The sequence below is a fragment of the Roseateles depolymerans genome, assembly GCF_003387155.1.
Classification (GTDB): domain Bacteria; phylum Pseudomonadota; class Gammaproteobacteria; order Burkholderiales; family Burkholderiaceae_C; genus Roseateles; species Roseateles depolymerans.
The window spans coordinates 94,470-118,803 of the sequence record NZ_QUMT01000001.1; the positions used below are offsets into that span (position 1 = coordinate 94,470).

20 protein-coding genes are annotated in these 24,334 nt (G+C 67.9%); 14 read left to right on the top strand and 6 right to left on the bottom strand.

Annotated features, from left to right (window positions below; all coding sequences use genetic code 11):
• Positions 1-2 precede the first annotated feature (2 nt).
• On the bottom strand, positions 3-2,474 hold the full coding sequence (locus DES44_RS00395; RefSeq protein WP_058936688.1) for a heavy metal translocating P-type ATPase: 2,472 nt from the start codon (positions 2,472-2,474) through the stop codon (positions 3-5).
• 140 nt (positions 2,475-2,614) lie between these two features.
• Here DES44_RS00395 and DES44_RS00400 point away from each other — a divergent pair, with 140 nt between their 5' ends.
• Positions 2,615-2,809 carry a heavy-metal-associated domain-containing protein gene (locus DES44_RS00400; RefSeq protein WP_058936687.1) on the top strand — a complete coding sequence of 65 codons (195 nt, stop codon included), beginning with the start codon at positions 2,615-2,617 and terminating at the stop codon, positions 2,807-2,809.
• A gap of 167 nt (positions 2,810-2,976) precedes the next feature.
• Here the strand turns inward: DES44_RS00400 and DES44_RS00405 are convergent, their stop codons facing one another.
• The 3 genes from DES44_RS00405 to DES44_RS00415 form a co-directional block, all read right to left on the bottom strand.
• Positions 2,977-5,139 carry a xanthine dehydrogenase family protein molybdopterin-binding subunit gene (locus DES44_RS00405; RefSeq protein WP_058936686.1) on the bottom strand — a complete coding sequence of 721 codons (2,163 nt, stop codon included), beginning with the start codon at positions 5,137-5,139 and terminating at the stop codon, positions 2,977-2,979.
• The gene (locus DES44_RS00410; RefSeq protein ID WP_058936685.1) at positions 5,136-5,612 is read right to left on the bottom strand and encodes a (2Fe-2S)-binding protein; all 477 of its coding nucleotides are present in this window, start codon (positions 5,610-5,612) and stop codon (positions 5,136-5,138) included. Before DES44_RS00410 ends, DES44_RS00405 begins: the two co-directional genes overlap by 4 nt.
• A 182-nt stretch (positions 5,613-5,794) precedes the next feature.
• Entirely contained in the window at positions 5,795-6,034 is a 240-nt protein-coding gene (locus DES44_RS00415) for a hypothetical protein (RefSeq protein WP_058936684.1), read from the bottom strand.
• A gap of 155 nt (positions 6,035-6,189) precedes the next feature.
• Between DES44_RS00415 and DES44_RS00420 the strand changes: the two genes are divergently transcribed.
• Both DES44_RS00420 and DES44_RS00425 read left to right on the top strand, forming a co-directional pair.
• Complete coding sequence (locus tag DES44_RS00420; RefSeq protein WP_232309855.1) at positions 6,190-6,642, top strand: type II toxin-antitoxin system RelE/ParE family toxin; 453 nt, start codon at positions 6,190-6,192, stop codon at positions 6,640-6,642.
• Positions 6,639-7,085, top strand: coding sequence for a helix-turn-helix domain-containing protein (locus tag DES44_RS00425; RefSeq protein WP_083525888.1), 447 nt, complete (start codon positions 6,639-6,641; stop codon positions 7,083-7,085). The genes DES44_RS00420 and DES44_RS00425 overlap by 4 nt, the downstream gene beginning before the upstream one ends.
• Positions 7,086-7,108: 23 nt before the next feature.
• Here DES44_RS00425 and DES44_RS00430 read toward each other — a convergent pair whose 3' ends face one another.
• Positions 7,109-7,954 carry a TetR/AcrR family transcriptional regulator gene (locus DES44_RS00430; RefSeq protein ID WP_083525887.1) on the bottom strand — a complete coding sequence of 282 codons (846 nt, stop codon included), beginning with the start codon at positions 7,952-7,954 and terminating at the stop codon, positions 7,109-7,111.
• 230 nt (positions 7,955-8,184) lie between these two features.
• Here DES44_RS00430 and DES44_RS00435 point away from each other — a divergent pair, with 230 nt between their 5' ends.
• The 10 genes from DES44_RS00435 (at position 8,185) to DES44_RS00480 (ending at position 20,063) form a co-directional block, all read left to right on the top strand.
• Positions 8,185-9,792: a carboxyl transferase domain-containing protein gene (locus tag DES44_RS00435; RefSeq protein WP_058936682.1), complete on the top strand. Its 1,608-nt coding sequence runs from the start codon at positions 8,185-8,187 to the stop codon at positions 9,790-9,792.
• A 100-nt stretch (positions 9,793-9,892) separates the two neighbouring features.
• Positions 9,893-10,495, top strand: coding sequence for a GNAT family N-acetyltransferase (locus tag DES44_RS00440; protein ID WP_083526116.1), 603 nt, complete (start codon positions 9,893-9,895; stop codon positions 10,493-10,495).
• Positions 10,492-11,781 (top strand): dienelactone hydrolase family protein, encoded by a 1,290-nt coding sequence (locus DES44_RS00445; RefSeq protein ID WP_147306907.1) that lies wholly within the window; start codon positions 10,492-10,494, stop codon positions 11,779-11,781. The genes DES44_RS00440 and DES44_RS00445 overlap by 4 nt, the downstream gene beginning before the upstream one ends.
• Positions 11,778-12,581 carry an enoyl-CoA hydratase/isomerase family protein gene (locus DES44_RS00450; protein WP_058936679.1) on the top strand — a complete coding sequence of 268 codons (804 nt, stop codon included), beginning with the start codon at positions 11,778-11,780 and terminating at the stop codon, positions 12,579-12,581. The genes DES44_RS00445 and DES44_RS00450 overlap by 4 nt, the downstream gene beginning before the upstream one ends.
• Before the next feature lie 71 nt (positions 12,582-12,652).
• On the top strand, positions 12,653-13,972 hold the full coding sequence (gene bioA / locus DES44_RS00455; protein ID WP_058936678.1) for an adenosylmethionine--8-amino-7-oxononanoate transaminase: 1,320 nt from the start codon (positions 12,653-12,655) through the stop codon (positions 13,970-13,972).
• The gene (gene bioF / locus DES44_RS00460) at positions 13,962-15,167 is read left to right on the top strand and encodes an 8-amino-7-oxononanoate synthase (protein WP_058936677.1); all 1,206 of its coding nucleotides are present in this window, start codon (positions 13,962-13,964) and stop codon (positions 15,165-15,167) included. Before bioA ends, bioF begins: the two co-directional genes overlap by 11 nt.
• A complete protein-coding gene (gene bioD, locus DES44_RS00465; protein ID WP_058936676.1) occupies positions 15,164-15,895 on the top strand; it encodes a dethiobiotin synthase in 732 nt (243 codons plus the stop codon). Before bioF ends, bioD begins: the two co-directional genes overlap by 4 nt.
• Positions 15,892-16,998 (top strand): biotin synthase BioB, encoded by a 1,107-nt coding sequence (gene bioB / locus DES44_RS00470; RefSeq protein WP_083525886.1) that lies wholly within the window; start codon positions 15,892-15,894, stop codon positions 16,996-16,998. The genes bioD and bioB overlap by 4 nt, the downstream gene beginning before the upstream one ends.
• A 129-nt stretch (positions 16,999-17,127) precedes the next feature.
• On the top strand, positions 17,128-19,116 hold the full coding sequence (locus DES44_RS00475; RefSeq protein WP_058936675.1) for an acetyl/propionyl/methylcrotonyl-CoA carboxylase subunit alpha: 1,989 nt from the start codon (positions 17,128-17,130) through the stop codon (positions 19,114-19,116).
• 11 nt (positions 19,117-19,127) lie between these two features.
• Positions 19,128-20,063, top strand: a complete 936-nt coding sequence (locus tag DES44_RS00480) for a hydroxymethylglutaryl-CoA lyase (RefSeq protein ID WP_269465239.1) — start codon at positions 19,128-19,130, stop codon at positions 20,061-20,063.
• Between the two features lie 190 nt (positions 20,064-20,253).
• On the opposite strand, the gene DES44_RS00485 is transcribed toward DES44_RS00480, so the two are convergent.
• Positions 20,254-20,805, bottom strand: coding sequence for a hypothetical protein (locus DES44_RS00485; protein ID WP_058936674.1), 552 nt, complete (start codon positions 20,803-20,805; stop codon positions 20,254-20,256).
• A gap of 484 nt (positions 20,806-21,289) precedes the next feature.
• Here DES44_RS00485 and DES44_RS00490 point away from each other — a divergent pair, with 484 nt between their 5' ends.
• On the top strand, positions 21,290-24,304 hold the full coding sequence (locus DES44_RS00490; protein WP_083525885.1) for a di-heme oxidoredictase family protein: 3,015 nt from the start codon (positions 21,290-21,292) through the stop codon (positions 24,302-24,304).
• Positions 24,305-24,334 lie beyond the last annotated feature (30 nt).

Below are 24,334 nucleotides of genomic sequence, written 5' to 3' on the forward strand. Positions count from 1 at the left end.
GCTCATCGGGCGTCTCCTTTCCAGCGCTTGAGCAGCAGCGCGTTGCCCAGCACCGAGACGCTGGACAGCGCCATGGCCGCGCCCGCGATCACCGGGCTCAGCAGCCCCAGCGCGGCCAGCGGAATGCCCAGCAGGTTGTACACAAAGGCCCAGAAGAGGTTCTGGCGGATCTTGCGCACGGTGGCCCGGGAGATGCCGATGGCCTGGGCCACCAGACGCGGGTCACCGCGCATCAGCGTGATGCCGGCGGTTTCCATCGCCACATCCGTGCCGCCGCCCATGGCCATCCCCACATCCGCTGCGGCCAGCGCGGGGGCATCGTTGATGCCGTCTCCCACCATTGCCACCTGAGCACCGGCGCTGCGCAGCTGTGCCACGTGGCGGGCCTTGTCTTCCGGCAGCAGCTCGGCGTGTACTTCGTCCAGTCCCAGCGTGTCCGCCACGGTCTGTGCGGCGGCACGGTTGTCCCCGGTCAGCATGACGGTGCGCAGGCCCATCTCGCGCAGCTGCCGCACGGCCGCAGCGGCCTCGGGCTTGAGGCGGTCGCCAAAGGCCAGCAGCGCCAGCGGCAACGGCGCCGAGTCGCCGGGGTGTTCGGCCAGCCAGGACACCGTCATGCCCTGCGCGTGGGCGCTGGCGGCCGCGTCGTCCAGCGTGGCGGCGGGTGTTCCCAGCGACACCAGCCACTGGCGGCTGCCCAGTATCAGCCGGCGTCCCTGCACCAGCCCCTCTATGCCGCGGCCGGCGACCGCCCGCACGTCCGTGGCGGGCGCTCCCTGCAGGCCGCGCTCTGCAGCGGCCTCGCGCACCGCGCGGCCCAGCGGATGTTCACTGCCTTGCTGCAGCGACGCGGCCAGGCTCAGCGCGTCCGCTTCCGTCAGGCCATTCAAGGGCCTGAGCGCTTCGAGCTGCGGCCGCCCTTCGGTGAGCGTGCCGGTCTTGTCGAAGACCACGGTGGTGACGCTGCGGGCCTGCTCCAGCGCTTGTGCATCCTTGATCAGCAGGCCGTGGCGGGCGGCCACCCCGGTGCCCACCATGATCGCCGCCGGCGTGGCCAGCCCGAGGGCGCACGGGCAGGCGATTACCAGGACGGCCACAGCGTGGATCACGGCTTGGGACCCGTCGCCAGCCAGCAGGCCCCAGGCCGCCGCGGTCAGCAGCGCCAGTGCGATCACCACCGGCACGAAGACCGCGCTGACCTGGTCCACCATCCGCTGGATCGGCGCCTTGCCGGCCTGTGCGTTCTCGACCATGCGCACGATCCGCGACAAGGTGGATTCAGCGCCCAGCGCAGTGACCGTCACCAGCAGCAGTCCTTCGCCATTCACCGAGCCGCCGACCACCCGGTCGCCGGGGCCGCGGGACTGCGGCATGCTTTCGCCGGTGATCATCGACTCATCCACCAGGCTCTGCCCTTCGGTGATGCGGCCGTCCGCGGGCATACGCTCTCCGGGCCGGACCACCAGCAGGTCTCCCTGCTGCAACTGGGCCATCGGCAGGTCCAGATCCTGACCGTTGCGTCGCACCCGGGCGGTCTCCGGACGGAGGGCCTTGAGCGCCGCCAAGGCGCCCAGCGTCTGCCGCTTCGCCCGGGCTTCCAGCCATTTGCCCAGCAGCACCAGGGTGATGACCACGGCGGACGATTCGAAGTACAGCGGGAGCGGGGCCCCGTCGTGCCCGGCGTGGGGCGAGGCCGTCAGGAGGTTGTAGACGCTCAGCCCATAAGCCGCGCTCGTGCCCAGGGCCACCAGCAGGTCCATGTTGCCGCTGCGGTCCTTGAGGGCGGCCCAGCCGGCCCGGTAGAAACGGGCGCCCAGCCAGAACTGCACCGGGGTGGCCAGGAGCCATTGCCAGCCGCCGCTCAGCATCCAGTGCTGCCCAACGAGCATGCCCAGCATCGGCAGCACCAGCGGGGCGGACAGCAGCGCCGCCACCAGCACCGGCCCACCGGTGTGGGACCACGGCGGCCGGGCGGGGGCTGCTGCTTCGCCGGTGGTCTCGCCACCGGCCTCCCTCGCCGCATAGCCGGCCTGGGTCACCGCCGCGATCAAGGCGTCCGGGCTGACGCCGCCCAGGGTGCTGACATGCGCGGTCTCGGTGGCCAGGTTCACGTCGGCCTGCTGCACCCCAGGCACTTTTCGCAGGGCGCGCTCCACCCGGCCGACGCAACTGGCGCAGGTCATGCCGGTGATGACGAGCTGCGTCGACTGCTCCGGTACCTGGAAGCCTGCGGCTTGCACCGCCTCCCTCAGGGCCTGGACCGGCAGCGCGGCCTCGGCCCGAACGGTGGCCTGCTCGGTCGCCAGGTTGACTTCCGCCGCGGCCACACCGGGCACCGCGTTGAGCCGCTTTTCGACGCGTCGCACGCAACTGGCGCAGGTCATGCCCTGGATGGGCAGGCGCAGTTCCACCAGGGGGACGCCAGCGTTGGCGCCGGCGGACGGCGAGGGGAGGGTAGGGGCAGCGGTATTCATGGCGGAAGTCTCAAGCTTGCCATGATGGGAAGGTCAAGACCATGCCCCTCCCGGGAGAGGGGCGGATGCGCTTGACCTTCCCATGGTGGAAAGGTTTAGGCTTGGCGCCTTGTTTGTTGAACTGACGCCGGGAGTGATCCATGCATGAATTCAAACTGCCCGACATGAGCTGCGGCCACTGCCTGGCCGCCGTCACCGAGGCCCTCAAGAGCGCGGACGGCCATGCGGACGTGCAGGTGAGCCTGGAGCAGAAAACGGTCAAGGTCCAGAGCGGCCTGCCGCGTGACCAACTGGCGGCGGTGCTGACGGAAGCCGGTTACCCGCCCGCAGGCTGAAGCGCGTGGACTGGCGGCCGAAAAAAAAGGCGCCTCCACGCAGGAGGCGCCTAGGTCTTGGCCGACTGGTCCCGGTCGCCCGGTAACCCGGCAGCCCGTTAACCTGGTAGCCCGTTAACCCGGTCAGCGGATCAGCGGGTCACCTGGTCAGGGACGCCGTGCGTGCATCAAGCCTTCTTCAAGGCCGCCGTGTCGAACGGCAGCGCACGCAGCCGCTTGCCGGTGGCCGCGAAGATGGCATTGGCCACCGCCGGCGCGATCGGCGGCGTGCCGGGTTCGCCGATGCCGCCGGGCGCTTCGTTGCTGTCCACGATATGCACGTCAACCTTGGGCATCTCGTTCATGCGCAGCACCGGGTAGTCGTGGAAGTTGCTCTGCTCGACCTTGCCGTCCTTGAAGCTGATGCGGCCATACAGGGCGGCGGATAGCCCGTAGACCACCGCGCCTTCGATCTGGCGGGCAATGGTCTGCGGATTGACGGTCTGTCCGCAGTCCACCGCCGCCGTCACCTTGTGCACGCGGATGGCGCCATCGTCCCCCACGGACACCTCGGCGACTTCCGCCACAAAGGTGCCAAAGCTCTCCGCGACCGCCACGCCACGGAAGTGGCCCTTGGGCGCCGGGGTCTTCCAGCCCGCCTTGCTGGCCGCCAGCTCCAGCACCCGCTTGGCGCGAGGCTGCTTGTCCAGCAGCGCCAGGCGGTATTGCAGCGGGTCGGCCTTGGCCGTGTGCGCCAGTTCATCGATGAAGCTTTCGATGAAGAAGGCATTTTGCGAATGGCCCACCGACCGCCAGAACCACACCTGCGGTCCCGGCTCGGCGCGGCCGTAGAGGATGCGCTGGTTGGGGATGCTGTAGGGGTGGTCCGCCAGGCCTTCCACGGCCATGCTGTCCACGCCGGTGTCCGGAATCTTCATGAAGCCGGACGCCGCCATGATGGACGGGCTGGCCACGGTCGCCTTCAGTTGCGACGGACGGCCCTGGTCATCCAGCGCCGCGGCGAACCGCACTCGCGAGGTGGGCCGGTAGAAGCCGGCGCCCATGTCGTCTTCACGGGCGTAGATCAGCTTGACCGGGCTTCCGCTGATCTTGGAGAGCAGCGTGGCGTCGATGGTGAAGTCTGGGGCGAAGCGCCGACCGAAGCCGCCGCCCAGCAGCAGGGTGTTGACTTTCACCTTGGCCGGCGTCACCTGCGCCACCTGGCCCAGGATGCCCTGCGCAGGGCCCTGGCTCTGCGTGCCGGCCCAGATGGTGACCGAGTCGCCCTGCACCCAGGCCAGGCAGTTCAGCGGCTCCATGCAGGCATGGGCCAGGTAGGGCACGTCGTACTGCGCCTCGATGCGGGTGGCGGCGGCATCGGGGGCCTGGCCCTCTTCGCGGGCGACCGCCTTGGCGTCCGCCAGGGCCTGGTCCAGCGTGGTGGAGATCTTGTCCTGCGACAGATCCGCATGCGCGCCCAGGTCCCATTCCACGGCCAAGGCGTCACGCCCCTGGCGGGCGGCCCAATAGCCGTCGGCCAGCACGGCCACGCCGGAGGGCAGGGTGATGACCTTGCGCACGCCGGGCACGGCCTTGGCCTTGGCCTCGTCGAAGGCCTTGGGCTTGGCGCCGGCAATCGGGGCGCGGGCCATGACGGCGATCAGCATGCCGTCCACCTGCGCGTCGATGCCGAACTTGGCGGTGCCGTTGATCTTGGCGGCGCTGTCCAGCCGCTTGGTCGGCTTGCCCATGATGCGGAAGTCCTTGCGGTCCTTCAGCGCGGGCTTCTCGGGCACGGGCAGCGTGGCGGCGGTGCCGACCAGCGAGCCGTAGCTGGCTTTCTTGCCGCCCGGGCCGATGACGAATCCGCGCTCGGCACGCAGGTCGCCAGCCGGCACCTTCCATTGCTGGGCCGCAGCGGCCACCAGCATCTGGCGCGCGGCGGCGCCGGCCTGGCGCACCGGCGTCCAGTGGGCGCGCACGGTGGTGCTGCCGCCGGTGGCTTGCATGCCGAACATCGGATTGTTGTAGGCCTGGTCCACCGGCGCCTGCTCAACGCTGACCTGCGACCAGTCGGCGTCCAGCTCTTCCGCCACCATCATCGGGATGGCGGTGAGCACGCCCTGGCCCATCTCCGCGGAGCCGCAGACCACGGTGACGCGGTTGTCCGGGGTGATGCGCAGCCAGGCGTTGGGTGCGAAGGTGTTGCTGGGCGTGCCGGCCGGTGCTGGGGCGGCCTGGGCCAGGCGGCCGGCGGCCAGCGGAAGCGTGAAGGACAGGGTCAGGGCGGCGCCGCCCTTGAGCAGCGAGCGGCGGCTGGCGCCGGCCGGGGTGAGGAGGTCGGTGCTCATGCGCGGCCTCCCTTGTTCAGTTGGGCCGACGCGTCGTGGATGGCAGCGCGGATCTGGTTGTAGGTGCCGCAGCGGCAGATGTTGCCGCTCATGGCGTTGTCGATGTCGGTGTCGGTGGGCTTGCGGTTGCCGGCCAGCAGGGCCGAAGCGCTCATGATCTGGCCGCTCTGGCAGTAGCCGCACTGAGGCACGTCGATCTTGAGCCAGGCGTATTGCACCGCCTTGCCGGCCGGTGTGGCGCCGACGCCTTCGATGGTGGTGATCTTCTTGCCGTTGGCCGCTTCGAGCGGCGTCTGGCAGGAGCGGACGGGCTGGCCGTCCAGATGCACGGTGCAGGCGCCGCACAGGGCCATGCCGCAACCGAATTTGGTGCCGGTGAGCTGAAGCTGCTCACGGAGGGCCCACAGCAGGGGCATTTGCGGGTCCGCGTCCAGCGAGACCGGCTTTCCATTGACCGTCAGCTTGATTGTCATGACTCTCCTCCGGGGGATTGCCACGGTCGTTCCTCCCGGATGGGCGGCGGCGCCGGGGCGAAGGTGGGCAAGCGTATCCAAAAACGGATGGGTTTGCTTGCCTGATCCTACGGACGGGTTGCGTGATCGCCCGGGCTGGCGGGAGAGGGCGGATGGCGGATGGCGGAGAGCGGAGGGCGGGGTCAGCGCGTCGGCGCGGAGGCTGGCACCACCCCGATGGGGATGACGCGGCTTCCGGAGGCCCGGGCGCCTGGCTCCACCGCAGGCGCCGAAGCCGGGGGACGTTTGGCCGTGTTGGCCCGCGCGGCCGAGAACATGCCGGCGGCGCCTTCACGCATCCGGGTGGCGACCACCAGGAAGACAACGGCCATCAGGATGGCGGTGAGTGCGGCAACGACCTTGACGGGGGAGAGCTTCTGCATCGGGAGAGAGACCTTCGAGTGGACACAAGGGTAACAGCGTCGAGCGGCCCACCCACAGGCCCGCGAAAGCCAGCGGCCTGATGGAGGAACTTTGACCGTTCCTGGTGCGCTTTCCTGGATGGATCTGAATAATCTTAGAGTGATATCACGTAGGAATGATGATCGTGGCAAAATCAGGCACTTCAGACTCCAATCGTCCTGGGCCATCGACGACAGCAGACGCGCCCCGAAACGATTGGCAAGTCATCTTTCATGAGGATTTCCTGACAGAGTTCAGATTGTTCGACCCCGAAGTCCGACGTGAGTTGCTGGCGGCAGCCAGATCGCTGGAACGAGCAGGCCCCAAGCTCGGACGCCCTCACGTTGATACATTGAATGGGTCGAGACATAGCAACATGAAGGAGCTTCGTTTTAAGTCGCATCAAGGCCAACAGGTATGGCGAACGGCATTTGCCTTTGACTCTGAACGCAACGCCTGCCTGCTTGTTGCAGGAGACAAGCAAGGGCGCGACGAAGCCGCTTTCTACAGGGCATTGATTAAAAAGGCCGATCAACGCTTTGACCACCACTTGAAGGCACTGGGCAGCAGCAAGAAGGGATGTCTATGACCACCACGCTGAAGAGCCTCATTGAAGAGCTCTCCCCCGAAGACCAGCAGTTCGTTGAGGAAAAGGCCGAGCGATTGGCGCAAGACATGATCAGTCACGCGGACTCGTTGGCCCAAGTGCGGACCGCGTTTCTCAAGACGCAAGACGAAGTGGCGCGGATCCTGAACGTCAAGCAAAACGCAGTGGCTCAGCTGGAGAAGCGGTCGGACCTGCTGCTCTCCACTCTGCGTAAATATGTTGAAGCGATGGGCGGCGAGCTCGCAGTCGCCGTGCGTACGCGCGCTGGCAACGTGATCATGCTGGACAGTCTCAGTTCATTGGCCCAGATATCAGAATCAGCGGACACGCCCTCGCTCAAACGCCCTCGATCGCCCTCTGTATCGTTGAAGACTCGGTCCACCGCATCACGATCGGCTGTGAAGCCGTTAGTGCGGGGTCGCTAGCGAACGGAGTGCTGGGGCAGGCCTCAGCGCGCCCCGCTGTCCGCTTCTGCCAGCGCGGCGCCCACCTGGGCCTTGAGTCTGCGCAGCGACTGCAGTTCATGGTCCGGCGCCTGCAGCGCCGGCCACAGCAGCGCGACCAGATCACGCGCGGCGCGGTCCACCTGGATCTCTCGGCCGGCGATGATCACCTCCCACAGCAGGTGCTCCATCGGGCCGAACACCAGCGACCGCAGCATGCGCAGCGGAATGTCCTGCCGCACTTCCCCAGTTTTCTGGCCGCGTGACAGCAGGTCCATCAGCGGCGCCGTGTAGCGACGCTGCAGTTCCACGAATGCCGCGCCGAAGGACTGACCCTCATCCTGGCTGAGCGTGAGCGTCGCCTCGCGTTTGCGTCCCTCCGACAGCACCAGCTCGCACAGCCCCGTCCCTTGAATCAGGAACAGCCGCAAGTGGGTGTGGACCACGAATTCCAGCTGGTCCCGCACCGGCCGCTCCCGTGGCAGCCCGGACTCGATGGCGTCGATGATCTCGTCGTACCAGTCCCCGATCACCCGCATGCACAGCTCGCGCTTGCCGCGGAAATAGGTGAACACCGTGGCCTCGGAGATCCCCAGCCTTTGGGCGATCTCCGTCGTGGTGGCCCGCTCGTACCCACGTTCTGCAAACACCGCGCGGCTGGCCCGCAGGATGTCCCGCACCCGCTGCTCGGCCTTAGCGCCCACCGGTGAGCGCCGCTGCGTCGGCAGGCTGCCGGAGGTGCTGAGCGCGCTGGCGCCGCTGACGACGCCGGCGGCACTGGAGACGCTGGCGGCGCTGTCAGGCGAGGGAACGCCGTCACAGGAGGGACGCAAGGGGGCAGGGGGGCTCATGAGGGCCGGATTGTGGCCAGTTATTGAGCCAAGCTCAAGTGTGGTTGTTGGCCTACCCTCTTCTCGCGTATGCTTCGCGCCGCGACCCGCTTCCGGCTCCGTCAGGTGGCCCCGGAGGCTGGGTGCGGAAATCGCCCACAAGGCGGTGTCTGCAAGAGTATCCGCAAAAATTTGAGCCTTACTCACAAAGCCCGGATCCCACCGACGGAGCCGGGCGCCCAGGAGACTTCATGCCCGTGCTGTCCACCCAGCTGAATGCCCGCTCGGCCGACTTCAAGGCCAATGCCGCCGCCATGCAGGCCTTGATCGACGATCTCAATGCGAAGCTGGCCACCATCGCCCAGGGGGGCGGTGAAGCGGCCCGCGCCAAGCACGTGGCGCGCGGCAAGCTGCTGCCGCGCGACCGGGTGGAAATGCTGCTGGACCCGGGCACCCCCTTCCTGGAAATCGCCCCGCTCGCGGGCCTGGACCTCTACGACAACGCGGCACCGGGCGGCGGCGTGATCGCTGGCATCGGCCGGGTGTCCGGCGTGGAATGCGTGATCGTCTGCAATGACGCGACGGTCAAGGGCGGCACCTACTACCCGATTACCGTCAAGAAGCATCTGCGGGCGCAGGAGATTGCGGACCAGAACCGCCTGCCTTGTATTTATCTGGTGGACTCCGGCGGCGCCAACCTGCCCAACCAGGACGAGGTCTTCCCGGACCGCGACCATTTCGGCCGCATCTTCTTCAACCAGGCCAACCTCTCCGCCAAGGGCATTCCGCAGATCGCCGTGGTGATGGGCTCCTGCACCGCCGGCGGCGCCTACGTGCCGGCCATGAGCGACGAAACCGTCATCGTGCGCAACCAGGGCACCATCTTCCTGGGCGGCCCGCCCCTGGTGAAGGCCGCGACCGGCGAAGTGGTGAGCGCCGAAGACCTGGGCGGCGGCGATGTGCACACGCGTCTGTCCGGCGTGGCGGACCATCTGGCGGAAGACGACACCCATGCGCTGGCGATTGCCCGCAAGTCCGTCGCCCGGCTGAACTGGCGCAAGCAGGGCGAGTTGCTAATGCAGCCCGCTCGGGCGCCGCTGCACGACCCCGCCGAATTGCACGGCGTCATTCCCACCGACACCCGCAAGCCCTTCGACGTGCGCGAGGTCATCAGCCGCATCGTCGATGGCAGCGAATTCGATGAGTTCAAGGCGCGCTACGGCAACACGCTGGTGTGCGGATTCGCCCATATCGAGGGCATGCCGGTGGGCATCGTCGCCAACAACGGCATCTTGTTTGCGGAGAGTGCCAACAAGGGCGCCCACTTCATCGAACTGTGCTGCCAGCGCAAGATCCCGCTGGTGTTCCTGCAGAACATTACCGGCTTCATGGTGGGCCGCAAGTACGAGAACGAAGGCATCGCCCGTGCCGGCGCCAAGATGGTCACCGCCGTGGCCTGCGCGCAGGTGCCCAAGTTCACCGTGATCATCGGCGGCAGCTTCGGCGCCGGCAATTACGGCATGTGCGGCCGGGCCTATTCGCCACGCTTCCTGTGGATGTGGCCGAATGCCCGCATCTCGGTGATGGGCGGCGAGCAGGCCGCCTCGGTGCTGGCGACGCTGCGCCGCGACGGCATCGAGTCCAAGGGCGGGCAGTGGAGCGCCGAGGAGGAAGAGGCCTTCAAGTCACCGATCCGCGAGCAGTATGAATCGCAGGGGCATCCCTACTACGCCAGCGCGCGGCTGTGGGACGACGGTGTGATCGACCCCGCCGATACGCGGCGTGTCCTGGCCCTGGGCCTGTCCGCGTCGCTGAACGCGGAGATTCCGGAGACCCGTTTCGGGGTCTTCCGCATGTGAAGATCCCGGGACTTGAACTGCCTGGATGGCCTCCATGACCGCTGCTTCCACGCCCATCGTCGCCCGCACTGCCACGAGCACTTCTACGAGCACTGTGGCAATGACAGCCGCAACGTCAGACATCCGTCTGCGCCCGCTGACCGCCGCCGACTCGCTGGAAGCCCTGACCGCGCTGCTGCATCAGTCCTATGCGTCGCTTGCGGCGCAAGGCTGGAACTTCACCGCAGTCGATCAGCCGGTGTCTCTCACTGCCAAGCGGGTGTCGGTCGGGCAATGCATCGTGGCCGAGCAGGAGCATGTGCCCGAGACTGTGTCCGGGAATGCGCCCGGTCGGTGGCGTCTGGTGGGCACGGTGATGGTGCGCGGCCCCTATCGACCCGGCGTGGACGCGTGGAGTCTGGATGCGCCCTGCTTCACCGAGGCAGGAACCGCCATCCTGTCGCAACTGGCGGTTCATCCGGATTGCCGGGGCAAAGGCCTTGGCGAGCGCCTGATGGATGCGGCCGAGGACTGGGCCCGGCGGGAGGGCTACACCGCCGTCGCACTGGACACCGCCATGCCGGCGATGGCTCTGCGTCAGCGCTATGAGCGCCGCGGCTATGCCCTGTTGGGGGACGTGCAGTGGGAAGGCAAGACCTACCGCAGCGTGCTGATGCGCAAGGCGCTGGGGCACGCGCCGCAAGCAGGAGCGGGTCAGGCATGAGGTCCGAGCGGACAGGCCTGCTGATGGCGACCCTCCTGGGAGCGCTGCTCGCGCTCTTCGGCCCGGCGCGTTCCGTCCACGCCCAGACGGAAGCCGTGCCAGCGTCCTCCGCCCGAGCCGTCCCCGTACGCACCGCAGGCCCGTGGGCGCCGGATCTGCGTGAGCGCATCGAGCGAGTGCCGGTGCGGGTCACCGATTCGGCCGGCCGTGTGGTGAGTGGCGATCTGCCGGTCACCGTCTTCCGTCCTGCCGGCCGCGGCCCCTTCCCGCTGGCCCTCATCAACCACGGACGTGACTGGCGCGAACGCGCCCGCTATGAGCGGCAGCGCTACGAATCGGCCGCGCGCTTCTTCGTCCGCAAGGGTTATGCGGTGGCGGTTCCCCTGCGGCTGGGATATGGAGAACTGGCCTCGGTCGGTGACCCTGAATCGAACCTGCGCTGTGACCAGCCCCGCTACACCGCTGCGCTGAATGCCGCAGGCCAGCAGGTGGCGGAAGTGCTGCGCTTCATGGCCGCGCAGCCGGACATCGACGCCTCCCGCACCGTGCTGGTCGGGCAGTCCGTGGGTGGGCTGGCCTCGCTCGCGGCGCTGGCCCAGCTGTCCGACACCGGGCGTGATGCCGGTGCCTCTTCGGCGGCTGGCGGCCGCGCGTCGGTCCTGGCCGTCGTCAACGTCTCCGGCGGCCACGGTGGCCGGCCCGATGCTGCCGCCAGTCCCTGCCGCCCCGATCTGCTGGAGCAGGAAATCGCCCGCCTGGGCAGCCTGCAACGGCTGGCGCCGCGTGCCGTCCCTACGCTCTGGCTCTATGCCGAGAACGACCATCTCTTCGGCACCCGCTGGCCCCGTCAGTGGGCACAGGCCTACCAGGCGGCCGGTGGCCGGATGAGCTGGCAGCTGCTGCCACCCGTCGGCCAGGAAGGCCACCGCCTCTTCACCGATGCCAACGACCAGTGGCAACCCGTCGTGGACAGCTTCCTGCGGCCCCTGGGCGTGGACCTGCCCGGCGCCCTGCTGTACCCGCCCGACCACGACACGGGCCGCGCGGATGTGGCGGACCTCTCCGCCTTGCCCGTGCCGACGCCGGAGCTGCAGCGCCTGTATCGCGCCTTCCTTGCCGCGCCGCTACCGCGGGCCTTCGCCATGAACGGCCAGTCGCGCTCCGCATTCGCCACCGGGGACGACGCGCCGTCCCGCGCCCTGGCCCGCTGCGAAGAGGGCGCCCAGGCCGAAGAACCCTGTCGCCTCTACGCGATCAACCGAACCGTTGTCTGGAGCCAGCCATGAGCCTGCCCCCCCTGCCTCCCACCACCACGCTGCGGCTGTCCCGCGAGGGGGCGGTGGCCCATGTCACCCTGGCCCGGCCCGATGTGCGCAATGCCTTCAACGACGTCGTCATCCAGGAGCTGACGCAGACCTTCGAGGCGCTGGGCCAGGACACTTCGCTGCGCGCCGTGGTGCTGGCTGCGGAAGGCAAGGCCTTCTGCGCCGGCGCCGACCTGAACTGGATGAAGGCCATGGCCGGCTACAGCTGGGAGGACAACCATGCCGATGCGTCCCGCCTGGCGCAGATGCTCTGGACCCTCTACAACTGCCCGGTGCCGGTGATCGCCCAGGTGCAGGGCGACGTCTACGCCGGCGGCGTGGGCCTGGTGTCGGTGTGCGACATCGTGGTGGCCGTGGACACGGCGGGGTTCTGCCTCTCCGAGGCCAAGCTGGGTCTGCTGCCGGCGACCATCGCCCCGTATGTCGTGAGGGCGATGGGAGAACAGGCTTCCCGGCGATACTTCGTCACCGCTGAACGGTTCTCCGCGGCCGAGGCGCACCGCCTGGGCCTGGTGCATGCGCTGGCCACCGCCGAGACGCTGGAAGAGACCGTTCAGGGGCTGTGCAACGCCGTGGTGGCCAATGGCCCAATGGCCGTGCGGGCCTGCAAGCGGCTGGTGCAGGACGTGGCGCATGCGCCGCTGACCCAGGCGCTGCGGGACGACACCGCCCGCCGCATCGCCGATATCCGCGCCAGCGCGGAAGGCCGCGACGGTGTGCAGAGCTTTCTCAACAAGTCCCGCCCCGCCTGGCTGGGCTGATGTCCAGGCCTCTGGCAGGTCGCGACCCAGCGCCTCGCCCGGGACCGGTGACCTTCTGATGTCCGTTTTCCATGTCTGAAGCAGTACAACACGACTGGCAACGCCGCAGCCTCCGCGCGGTGTGGCATCCCTGCACCCAGATGGCGCGCGCCGAGCGCGTGCCACCGCTGCCGATTGCTCGCGGCGAAGGGCCCTGGCTGTACGACCACCAGGGCCGCCGGTATTTCGATGCCAACAGCTCCTGGTGGGTGAATCTCTTCGGCCATGCGGATCCGGCGCTGAACGCCGCCATCAAGCATCAGCTCGACACCCTGCCGCATGTGATGCTGGCCGGCTGCACCCACGAGCCGGCCGTGCGGCTGGCCGAACGCCTGTCCGCCCGCACCGGCGGCGTGCTGGGCCATCTGTTCTTCGGCAGCGACGGGGCCAGTGCGGTGGAGATCGCGCTGAAGCAGAGCTTTCACAGCTGGCGCAACCGGGGCCGGGACACCAAGCGCGAATTCGTGTGCCTGAAAAACGGCTATCACGGCGAGACCATCGGCGCCCTGGCGGTGACCGATGTCGCGGTCTTCCGCGATGCCTACGACCCGTTGCTGATGCAGGCCCACATCGTGACCTCGCCGGACCAGCGCCTGGGCAATGAGCAGCAGGCGCTGGACGACCTGCGGGCCCTGCTGAGCGAGCGGGCCCACCATGTCGCAGCGGTGATCGTCGAGCCGCTGGTGCAAGGCGCCGCCGGCATGGTGATGCATGCGCCGTCCTATCTTCGCCAGGTGCGGGCGCTGTGCCGCGAATTCGACGTGCACCTGATCGCCGATGAGATCGCCGTGGGCTGCGGCCGCACCGGCACCTTCTTCGCGTGGGACCAGGTGGCTCCGGCATCGGCACAGGACTGGCCCGACTTCCTGCTGCTGTCCAAAGGCATCACCGGCGGGACGATGCCGCTGTCCCTGGTGCTGACCACCGACGAGGTCTACCAGGCCTTCTGGTCGGACGACGTGGCGCGCGGCTTCCTGCATTCCCACAGCTACACCGGCAACCCGCTGGCCTGCGCCGCGGCCAATGCGGTGCTGGACCGCTTCGATGCCGGCCAGCTCACCGCCAACCAGCAGCAGGCCGGTCTGCTCACTGCGGCCTTTGCGCCGCTGGCGTCGCATCCGCAGGTGTCGCATCTGCGGCAGCGGGGCACAATCCTGGCGTTCGACGTCACAACGAAGGTCGAGCGTTTTTCCGAACGCTTCCACCTCGCCGCTCGCGAGCACGAACTGCTGATCCGCCCCATCGGCCAGACCGTCTACCTGATGCCGCCCTACCTCATCGATGAAGGCGCGGCGGCCTTCCTGGCCGGTGCGGTGCAGGCCTCGCTGGAGGAGGTCCTGCATGCTGCTTGATCACCTGCAGGCCAAGCTGGATGACCTGCGTGCGCAGAGCCTGACGCGCTTCACGCGGGTGGCGGAGACGGGCACCGCGCCGCGCCAGATCGTGCGCGGCGCAGATGGCCTGGCCCGTGAGCTGCTGATGTTCTGCAGCAATGACTATCTGGGTCTGGCCGCGCATCCCGAGATTGCGCAGGCGCTGGCCGAGGGCGCGCAGATCTATGGCGGCGGCTCCGGCGCCTCGCCGCTGGTGAGCGGCCATTCGCGGGCGCACCATGAGGTGGAGAGCCAGTTGGCCGATTGGTTCTCGCCCTGGATCCCCAACGCCAAGGCCATCGGCTTTTGCACCGGCTACATGGCCAATCTGGCGGTGGTGGCGACCCTGGGGGATGCGCAGGCGGAGATCTTCAGTGAGACGCTGAACCATGCGTCGCTGATCGACGGCACCCGGCTGGCAAAGGCCACGGTGACCCGCTATGCCCATGTGGACCTGGAGGACCTGCGAGCACGGCTGGCGGCCAGCACCGCCCGCATCAAGCTGATCGTCACCGATGCCGTGTTCAGCATGGACGGCGACATCGCGCCGCTGCCGGGCCTGCTGGCCCTGGCCGAGGCATTCGATGCCTGGCTGATCGTGGACGATGCGCATGGCTTCGGCGTGCTGGGCGCCTCCGGCGCGGGCGCGGTGGAGCATTTCGGTCTGCGCAGTGAGCGGCTGATCGTCATGGGGACGCTGGGCAAGTCGGCCGGGCTGGCGGGCGCCTTTGTGGTGGCCCATGCCACCATCACCGACTACCTGCTGCAAGCGGCCCGCAACTACATCTTTTCCACCGCCTCACCGCCTGCGGTCGAGCATGCGCTGCTGACCAGCTTTTCCCTGATTCGCGGTTCGCAAGGGCAGCAGCGGCGCGAGCAGCTCACGGCCCTGCAGGCGCGCCTGCGCCAGGGCATGACGGCGCTGCTGGACCGGCATCCGGCCCTGCCGTGGCGCCTGGCGCCTTCCAGTACACCCATCCAGCCGCTGATCATCGGTGGCAATGCGGAGGTCATGGCGCTGGCGGCGGCCCTGGAGCAGAAGGGCCTGCGAGTGCCCGGCATCCGTCCGCCGACGGTGCCCAAGGGCGAGGCGCGCCTGCGCGTCACCCTGTGCGCCACCCACACGAACGACGACGTTGACCGGCTGCTGGCCGCTCTGGAGGACTGCGCATGAGCGCCACGCCATCCCAAGGACTTTTCAACGGGTTCTTCATCACCGGCACCGACACGGAAATCGGCAAGACCTGCATCACCGCCGGCCTGACCCATGCCTTCCAGCAACTGGGCCGGCGCGTGGCGCCGATCAAGTCGCTGGCCGCCGGGCAGGCCCTGGACGCGCAGGGGCACTGGGTCAACGAGGATGTGGCTCAGCTGCATGCCGCGCAGACCCTGGGCCTGACCCTGGACGAAGTCGGCCCGCTGCAATTCCGCGAACCCTGCGCGCCGCACATCGCCGCCCGGCTGGAAGGCCGGAGCATCGATCGCGAGGCCTTGCTCGCCGCCCTCCAGGCCACCGCCGCCAAGGCCGACCTGACGCTTGTCGAAGGCGTCGGCGGCTTCCGCGTGCCGCTCACCGACACCTGGGACACCGCCGACCTGGCCGTGGACCTGGGCCTGCCGGTGGTGCTGGTGGTGGGGCTGCGCCTGGGCTGCATCAACCATGCGCTGCTCACCGCCGAGGCCATCCTCGCGCGCGGCCTGCGCCTGGCAGGCTGGGTGGCCAACACCGCCGACCCGCACCAACCCCATGTGGCGGACAATCTGTCCGCATTGAGCGCGCGCCTGGACCCGATCGCGGGCGGGCCGTGCTGGGGCCATGTGCCCCGACTGACCGATCCCTCTCCTGCGGCCGTGGCCGCGCATCTCCAGCAGCCTCGGCTGCTGAACGCCTTGAAAGCATGACGATGAAGCAGACCGTCAACCAGATCCAGACGCTGACGCCCACCACCGACGAGCAGCGCCGCAACGCCAAGCCCTGGACGGTGAATGAGATCGCAGCCCTGTTCGAGCTGCCCTTCAATGACCTGCTCTTCCGCGCGCAGCAGGTGCACCGCGAGCATTTCGATGCGAATGCGGTGCAGCTGTCCACGCTGCTGTCCATCAAGACCGGCGGCTGCGAGGAGGATTGCAAGTACTGCCCGCAGTCGGCGCATTTCGACACCGGCCTGAAGGCGGAGAAGCTCATTCCGCTGGAGGAAGTGCTGGAAGCCGCCCGGGCCGCCAAGGCCAGCGGCGCCACGCGCTTTTGCATGGGGGCCGCCTGGCGTTCGCCCAAGGAGCGTCATCTGGAGGCCATCGGCGAGATGATCTCCGAGGTCAAGGCCATGGGCCTGGAGACCTGCCTGACCGCCGGCATGCTGGGGGACGGCCAGGCCGAGCAACTGCGTGACGCGGGCCTGGACTACTACAACCACAACCTGGACACCTCGCCGGAGTTCTACGGCCAGATCATCACCACCCGCACGTACCAGGACCGTCTGGACACGCTGGACCGTGTGCGCGGCGTGGGCCTGAAGGTGTGCTCGGGCGGCATCGTGGGCATGGGCGAAACCCGTCGCCAGCGCGCCGGCCTGATTGCGCAACTGGCCAATCTGGATCCCTATCCGGAATCGGTGCCCATCAACAACCTGGTGCAGGTGGAAGGCACGCCGCTGGCCGGCACCGAGGCGCTGGACCCGTTCGAGTTCATCCGCACCATCGCCGTGGCCCGCATCACCATGCCGCGTGCCATGGTCCGCCTGTCGGCCGGCCGCGAGGAGATGCCCGAGACGATGCAGGCGCTGTGTTTCCTGGCCGGCGCCAACAGCATGTTCTACGGCGACAAGCTGCTGACCACCAGCAATCCGCAGGCGGAGAAGGACCGCAAGCTGATCGACCGGCTGGGCATGCACTGCGCGACCGAGGCGGACTTGAGCGCGGACGCATCGCATTCGGACGCAGGCTCAGCCGCATGTGCAAAGGCCGACAGTGCCGGCGCATCGGCCGCCTGCGGCCACCGCCACTGAGGGCTGAACGGGTCGAACGACCCAGGCCGCGTCGGGCGGCCCGATTCCCGACCACCACCACCGGAGCGTGCCGGCAGCCGCAGCCACAAGCGGCGGCGCGCCAGGCACCCGGGGCTTGAGGAGACAACCTTGTTCAAGAAGATCCTGATTGCCAACCGCGGCGAGATCGCCTGCCGCGTGGCCGCCACGGCCCGGCGCCTGGGCGTGAAGACCGTTGCGGTCTACAGCGACGCCGATGCGCAGGCCCGCCATGTGCGGGTCTGTGACGAAGCGGTCCACGTGGGCGGCGCCGCGCCGCGTGACAGTTATCTGCAATGGCAGCGCATCCTGGAGGCGGCCCGCAGCACCGGTGCGGAAGCGGTGCATCCGGGCTATGGCTTCCTGAGCGAGAACGAGGAATTCGCCCAGGCCTGCGCCGAGGCGGGCCTGGTGTTCATCGGCCCGCCGCCGTCGGCCATCCGGGCGATGGGGCTGAAGGCGGAATCCAAGCGTTTGATGGAACAGGCCGGCGTGCCGCTGGTGCCCGGTTATCACGGGGCCGACCAGGACCCGGCGCTGCTGCGTCGGGAGGCGGCGCGCATCGGGTATCCGGTGCTGATCAAGGCCAGCGCCGGTGGCGGTGGCAAGGGCATGCGGGCGGTGCATCGCGATGAGGAGTTCGATGCGGCGCTGGCTTCGTGCAAGCGTGAGGCGATCAGCAGTTTCGGCGATGACGCGGTGTTGATCGAGCGTTATGTGCAGCGTCCGCGGCACATCGAGATCCAGGTGTTTGGCGATGCGCACGGCGAGTGCGTGTATCTCTTCGAGCGCGATTGCTCGGTGCAGCGGCGCCATCAGAAGGTGCTGGAAGAAGCACCGGCGCCCGGCATGACGGCCGAGCGGCGCGCCGAGATGGGTGCTGCCGCGGTGGCGGCGGCGCGTGCGGTGGGGTATCAGGGCGCAGGCACCGTGGAGTTCATCGCGGAGCAGGACGGGCGCTTTTACTTCATGGAGATGAACACCCGGCTGCAGGTGGAGCATCCGGTGACCGAGGCCATTACCGGGCTGGACCTGGTGGAGTGGCAACTGCGCGTGGCGGCGGGAGAGCCACTGCCGATGCGGCAGCAGGACCTGCGCATTCAGGGGCATGCGATCGAGGCGCGCATCTGCGCCGAAAATCCGGATGGCGGCTTCCTGCCGGCCACTGGACGGCTGTCGGTGGCGCGGTGGCCCGAGCATGTGGCCTTCCGTCCGGCGGATGTGCGCATCGACTCGGGCGTGGGGGAGGGCGATGAGATCAGCCCCTATTACGACTCGATGATCGCCAAGCTGATCGTGCATGGCGACACGCGTGAGCAGGCGCTGGCCCGGTTGGATGCGGCGCTGCGGGACACGCATATCGTGGGGCTGCAGACGAATGTGGCGTTTTTGCGGCGCTGTGCGGCGACCGCGTCGTTCACCGGCGCGGATCTGGACACCGCCTTGATCGAGCGGGAGCGGGACGTGCTGTTCGATCAGCCCGGCCTGCCGGTGGTGCAAGCCGCTGCTGCCGTGGTGGCGCATACGCTGGCCGAGGAAGGCCTGACGGAAAGCGCCGATCCCTGGAGTCGTCGTGATGGCTGGCGACTGTTTGGCGCGGCGCAGCGGCGGTTTGAGCTGGAGATCCATGGCGACCATCAGACGGTGCTGCTGGCGCGTCACCATCACGGTAGCCAGACGCTGACGGTGGCGGGGCAGACCTTGCCGCTGAGCCTGCGCTCGGACGGTCTTGAGCACCACGAGCTGTTCCTGGACGGCCAGCGGGTTCGGGTGCGGACCTACAAGGTGGGTGAGCAGGTGGCGGTGTTCGGCGCGGACGGCTCGGCCCTGGTGACCGAGGTGGATGTGCTGGCGCATGCGGGCCAGAGCAGCGGCGAGGGCGGTCGTCTGAGTGCGCCGATGCCGGGCAAGCTGATTGCGTTTCTGGCGCAGCCCGGGGAGGCCGTGACGAAGGGTCAGCCGCTGGCGGTGATGGAGGCCATGAAAATGGAACACACGATCACCGCACCGCGGGATGGGGTGGTGGACGAGTTGTTGTTTGCAGTCGGGGATCAGGTCGGGGACGGTGCCGAGCTGCTTCGTCTGCGGGCGCAGGGCTGAAGGAGTCGTCGATGAATGCGATGTTCAATCGCTCGTCCGGGTCGCTACCGAGCCGGGTCACACTCGTGGATGTGGGGCCGCGGGATGGGCTGCAGAACGAGAAGGCCCAGGTCGGGACGGCCGAGAAGGCGCAGCTCGTGGGGATGTTGCAGGCGGCAGGGCTGAAGGAGATCGAGGTCACCAGCTTCGTGTCGCCCAAGTGGATCCCGCAGATGGCCGACAACACCGCCGTGATGGCGGCGGTGGAGCGGCGGCCCGGCGTGCGCTACAGCGTGCTGGTGCCCAATATGAAAGGGCTGGAGGCCGCCCTGCCGACGCGGCCGGACGAGGTGGTGGTGTTTGCCGCGGCGTCGGAGGCGTTTTCGCAGAAGAACATCAATTGCTCGATCGCGGAGAGCATCGAGCGGTTCGCTCCGGTGGTGGCGGCTGCGCATGAGGCAGGCTTGAAGGTGCGGGGGGCGTTGTCCTGCGCGGTGGGGTGCCCGTATCAGGGCGCCGTGTCACCCGATGAGGTGGACCGGGTGGCGGGGTTGCTCCGGTCGGTGGGGGTGGACCATCTCGGCGTGGCCGACACCATCGGGGTGGGGACGCCGCGTCAGGTTCAGGCTGCGATGGAACGGGCGCTCAAACACTTCCCGTTGGTGGAGGTGAGCGGGCATTTCCACGATACCTATGGGCAGGCGTTGACCAACATCTACGCTTGTCTGGAAATGGGCATTCACAGTTTCGACGCTAGCGTGGCAGGGCTGGGGGGCTGCCCTTACGCAAAGGGCGCCACAGGGAATGTGGCGACCGAGGACGTGGTGTTCATGCTCCACGGGTTGGGGATCGAGACAGGCATTGACCTCGATCTGCTGGTGGACGCTGGGGCGTTTATCTCGGGAGTGCTGGGGCGGCCGCCCGCCTCTCGCGTAGGCCGCGCGGTGCTGGCCAAAAGGCAAGGGTGAGGGCGCGGGTTCTTTGACTGCGCTCGGATCAGGAAGGCGGGGGGCCCTTCCCCTCCATGTCCCTTCTGTCCGGCTTCGCCGGCCATTCATTCCTTGACTTCCGGGGAAGGGCCCCCCGCCTTCCTGATCCCGGCATCGTGAACTGCTGAGAGTGGGGGAGTGGTGCGGTGCGGTGCGCTGCTGCGCTGAATCAAGGCTCCACTTTTGGGTCTGCAGCCGTCGCAGTGGCCACAGGCGCCTCGGAGCGGGCTTGCAGCGCGAGGCGTACAGCGGCGGCCAGAGGATGCTCCGGGCCAGCATGCTGCTCGATCGCCGCAAGAAAGCCGGGCAGGTCCCGAAGGGCCAACGGCACGGTCATCGGCCATGTCGAGGCGGGGACTGGGACTCGCAGGTAGCGCATCCGCAACAACGATGCCGGCGACACCGACGGGATGTCTCCCCACTTCACCGTCTTGTACGCACCCCAGGCATTGAAACCGCGCAAGCCCTCCGGCAACACCCGCACCGGGTAGGCCAGCACCACCACAAGGTCGACCAACGCCAGCAGGGCGCCCAGGCCCAGCGGCAACGCCATGACCCGAATCAATGCCGGGACAGACGGGAACGCCCCCGTCCGATACTGCGCCAGCGCTTCCACGCCCACCGTCACCACCCACAACACACCCGCCAACCAGGCGCAGGTCCTCAGCAAAGGGGCCAGGCGCAGGTGAAAAGACATCGGGGACGAAGGCAAGACAGACATCGCAGCGATCGATTGAGAAAGTGCGCGCATGTTAGAACCCGTTGTCGCGCATGGGCGTATCCGCCACGGCAGCGATGGAAACAGCGAGTAGCACGCACGCTTTCAAGTCCTCTCAGATCGAGACTCTTGGGGACGGTCTGCATCAAAGTATCAGGCGTGCGCGGCCTTCGCCTGTTCCGTGCGATGAAAGCATGCCGCTCCACACTGCAGTCCCTGCAACATTTCGCGACGTCTTCGACCGAGGTAGCTTCGTCGGCTGACACTATTTGTCGGGCCTGACAAAAACCGGCGGCCTCGCAAGCCACGGTGTCTCCTCTTTGTAGTTCTTTAGGCGTGGTTTTCAGTACGTCAGAGGAACTGGTAGCTACCACTTTGTTGCCAAACGCAACCGGCACGCTCCCTGCAAGAAATACCGGGAAATACCTCCCGGGGTGCGTGATCGCGCGCCACCGGGGTTTGATCCTTCGGACTTGCAGGAGCGCATATGCGCAACAACGTATCAGAGACCGACCACAAGTTGGCGTGTCCGCCCCCGCCCTCCCTCGCGCGAGGCCTGGTGGCCAGTGCTGTCATCGCCCTGAGCGCCGTCGGCGTGCTGGCAGGCTGCGGCGGCGGATCGTCCTCTTCGTCGGACCCTAATACCAATCCGTCCGCCGGTACGCCGGCCCCTGCGCCGGTGCCAGCCCCCGCGCCCGCACCGGCAGCCTCCGGCCCGGAGACGGAACCGGAACTGCCGCCGGTATCGACCGTGCCTCCCGCCACTGGCACGCTGCCCACCGGCAATGGCAACAGCGCCGCGACGCCGTCCCTGCCCACCTCGTTGCAGTTGCCCACCGGGATCGACATCAGCAAGCCCGGCACGACCCTGAAGGTGGCCGCCGCCACGTCCAGCGCGACCGAGAACAACAACAACGGGCCCGACAAGGCCGTGGATGGCAGCCTGACCACTCGCTGGGCCAGCGCGCCGGACGATGCCGCCTGGATCCAGTTCGACCTCGGCGCCAAGACCCCCATCGGCTATATGCAGCTGGTCTGGGAGAACGCCTATGGCAAGGAGTACTCGATCCTTGTCTCCGACGACGGCCAGACCTGGTACCAGCTGCGCTATGTGGCCGGCGGCAAGGGCGGCACGGAAGAGTTCTTCAACCTCAATGCCAACGTCCGCTACGTGAAGATCCAGGGCGTGGCCCGGGCCACGCAGTACGGTTATTCCCTGTTCGAGGTCAGCTTCAAGTCCCCCGGCAGCGACAACACGCTGGCCTCGGTGACGACCTCGGCCATCCCCACGCCGCCCGTCGGCGCGTCGGTGATGACCCCGCCCATCACGGCGCCGCTGGAACAGGTGCAGTTCAGCCTGCCCGACGGCACGCTGGTGACCCGCTTCGGCTTCGTCGGCCGCTCGCGCCATGCCCGTGAGCGCGGTGAAGACTGGGCCGAAATCGGCTACGGCACCAACGATACGGTCGATGCCAATGGCAAGCCGCGCGACAAGGGCCCCGGCGCCTACCTGAACTTCATCGCCAACTACTTCAAGAACCGCACCTGGGGCGTGGAGTTCATCGACAACAGCCGCGTGGCCGGCGTCACGAAGCCCCGCATCATCATCAACCAGTACTACCAGCAGGCGCAGCGCGGTGGCGGTCATTCGTTCTTCCGCCGCTTCGACGATCCGGGGGTGACTGGGTACGGCTGGATGTCGCCCGGCCAACTGCTGGACAACACCACCTACACCGACGGCTTCAAGGACCTGACCTCCTGCCCCGTGGTGCCCAAGCCGCCCGAAGGCGCACTGGCCAAGCCCAATACCGGCTACAACGGTGTGATCGGCGCCAATGACGGCTGCTCGGTGGTGCTGGATACAGTGCCCGGCTATCGCGACATTTCCGCCGACGCCAACGGCGTGCTGGTGCCCAACGGCAAGAACGTGGCCTCCCGCAATCTGAAGGTGGGCGATGCCATCGAGTTCACGGGCTCGTTCTTCTCCAGCCGAGCCGCCATGGACGCCATCGGCGACAACGGCAACTTCCGCTACTACACCAACGAAGTGACCTACGTGGTGGGCAGCGGACTGCGGCCCTGGTACGGTGTGCAGCCGCGTCTGCTGAATGCGCCGCTGCCGGAAGAAACACTGCTGGGCGGCACCGGCTCCATCTCCTACGACTACGCCGACAACGCCACCTTCATGTTCCAGCAGCCGAGCACGCAGATCGGCATGCAGAACATGCAGCGCTTCACCGAAGGCCGCCGCTGGATCCACACCAACATGTGGACCGGTGACCACAATGAAGCCGGCAATGACCGCAATACCGCCGGCGTGGGTCTGCAAGGCCCGCGCTTCAACCAGTCCACCTGCTTTGCCTGCCACATCAACAACGGGCGCGGCCTGGCGCCTCAGGTGCTGAACCAGCGCCTGGACACGATGGCCGTGCGCACCGCCGCCGTGGATGCCAACGGCAAGCAGGTGCCGCACCCGACCTACGGCCTGGCGGTCCAGATGAACGCCCGTTCGCTGACCACCGGTGCGCCGCAGGACTGGGGCATGGCCGTTCGCGTGGCCGGCTTCGACACCAAGACCGTCACCCTGGCCGACGGCACGGCCGTGACGCTGAGCAAGCCGCGGGTGAGCTTCGACGGCCCGACGCCGGCCGTGTTCTCGCTGCGCGCCGCGCAGCCGATGATCGGCATGGGTCTGCTGGAAGCGATTCCGGATGCGGACATCCTGGCCCGTGTGCGCAGCACGCCGGATGAGGACGGCGTGAAGGGTCAGGCCAACCTGGTCTATGACCCGGAAACCGGCGCGGTGCGGGTGGGACGTTACGGCTGGAAGGCCGCCAAGGTCAGCCTGCGTCACCAGTCCGCCAATGCCGCCCTGCTGGACATGTCGGTCACCTCGCCGCTCTACCCCAACCGCGATTGCCTGGCCGGCCCGGCCCAGTGCAACAAGAACAAGGTGGAGAAGGGCCTGTCTGAAGCCGATCTGCAGCTGATCACCCGCTACGTGGGCCTGCTGGGCGTGCCCGCCCAGCGCAGCCTGACCAGCGGATTCCCCAAGGGCGTGACGCCGTTGCCCTACCTGGATGTGAATCCGACGCAGGTGGCCGCCGGCGCCAAGGTGTTCGCTTCCATCCGCTGCACGGCCTGCCACGTGGCGGAGATGAAGACCGGCCTGGGCACCGAACTGGCGGAAAACCGCAACCAGACCATCCGTCCCTACACCGACCTGCTGCTGCACGACATGGGCAGCGACCTGGCCGACAACCTGGTGGAATCCCAGGCCGCCGGCAACCAGTGGCGCACCTCGCCGCTGTGGGGCATCGGCTACACGGAATACGTGGCGGGCACCGGCGTGAAGGTGGGCTATCTGCATGACAGCCGCGCCAGCACCCTGACCGAGGCCATCCTGTGGCACGGCGGTGAAGCAGCGGCCAGCCGTCAGCGCTTCGTCAACCTCAGCACGTCGGACCGCAAGGCGCTGATGGCCTTCCTGAATTCACTCTGACGATACGGCTCGGGCCGTCGGCAAGCGCCG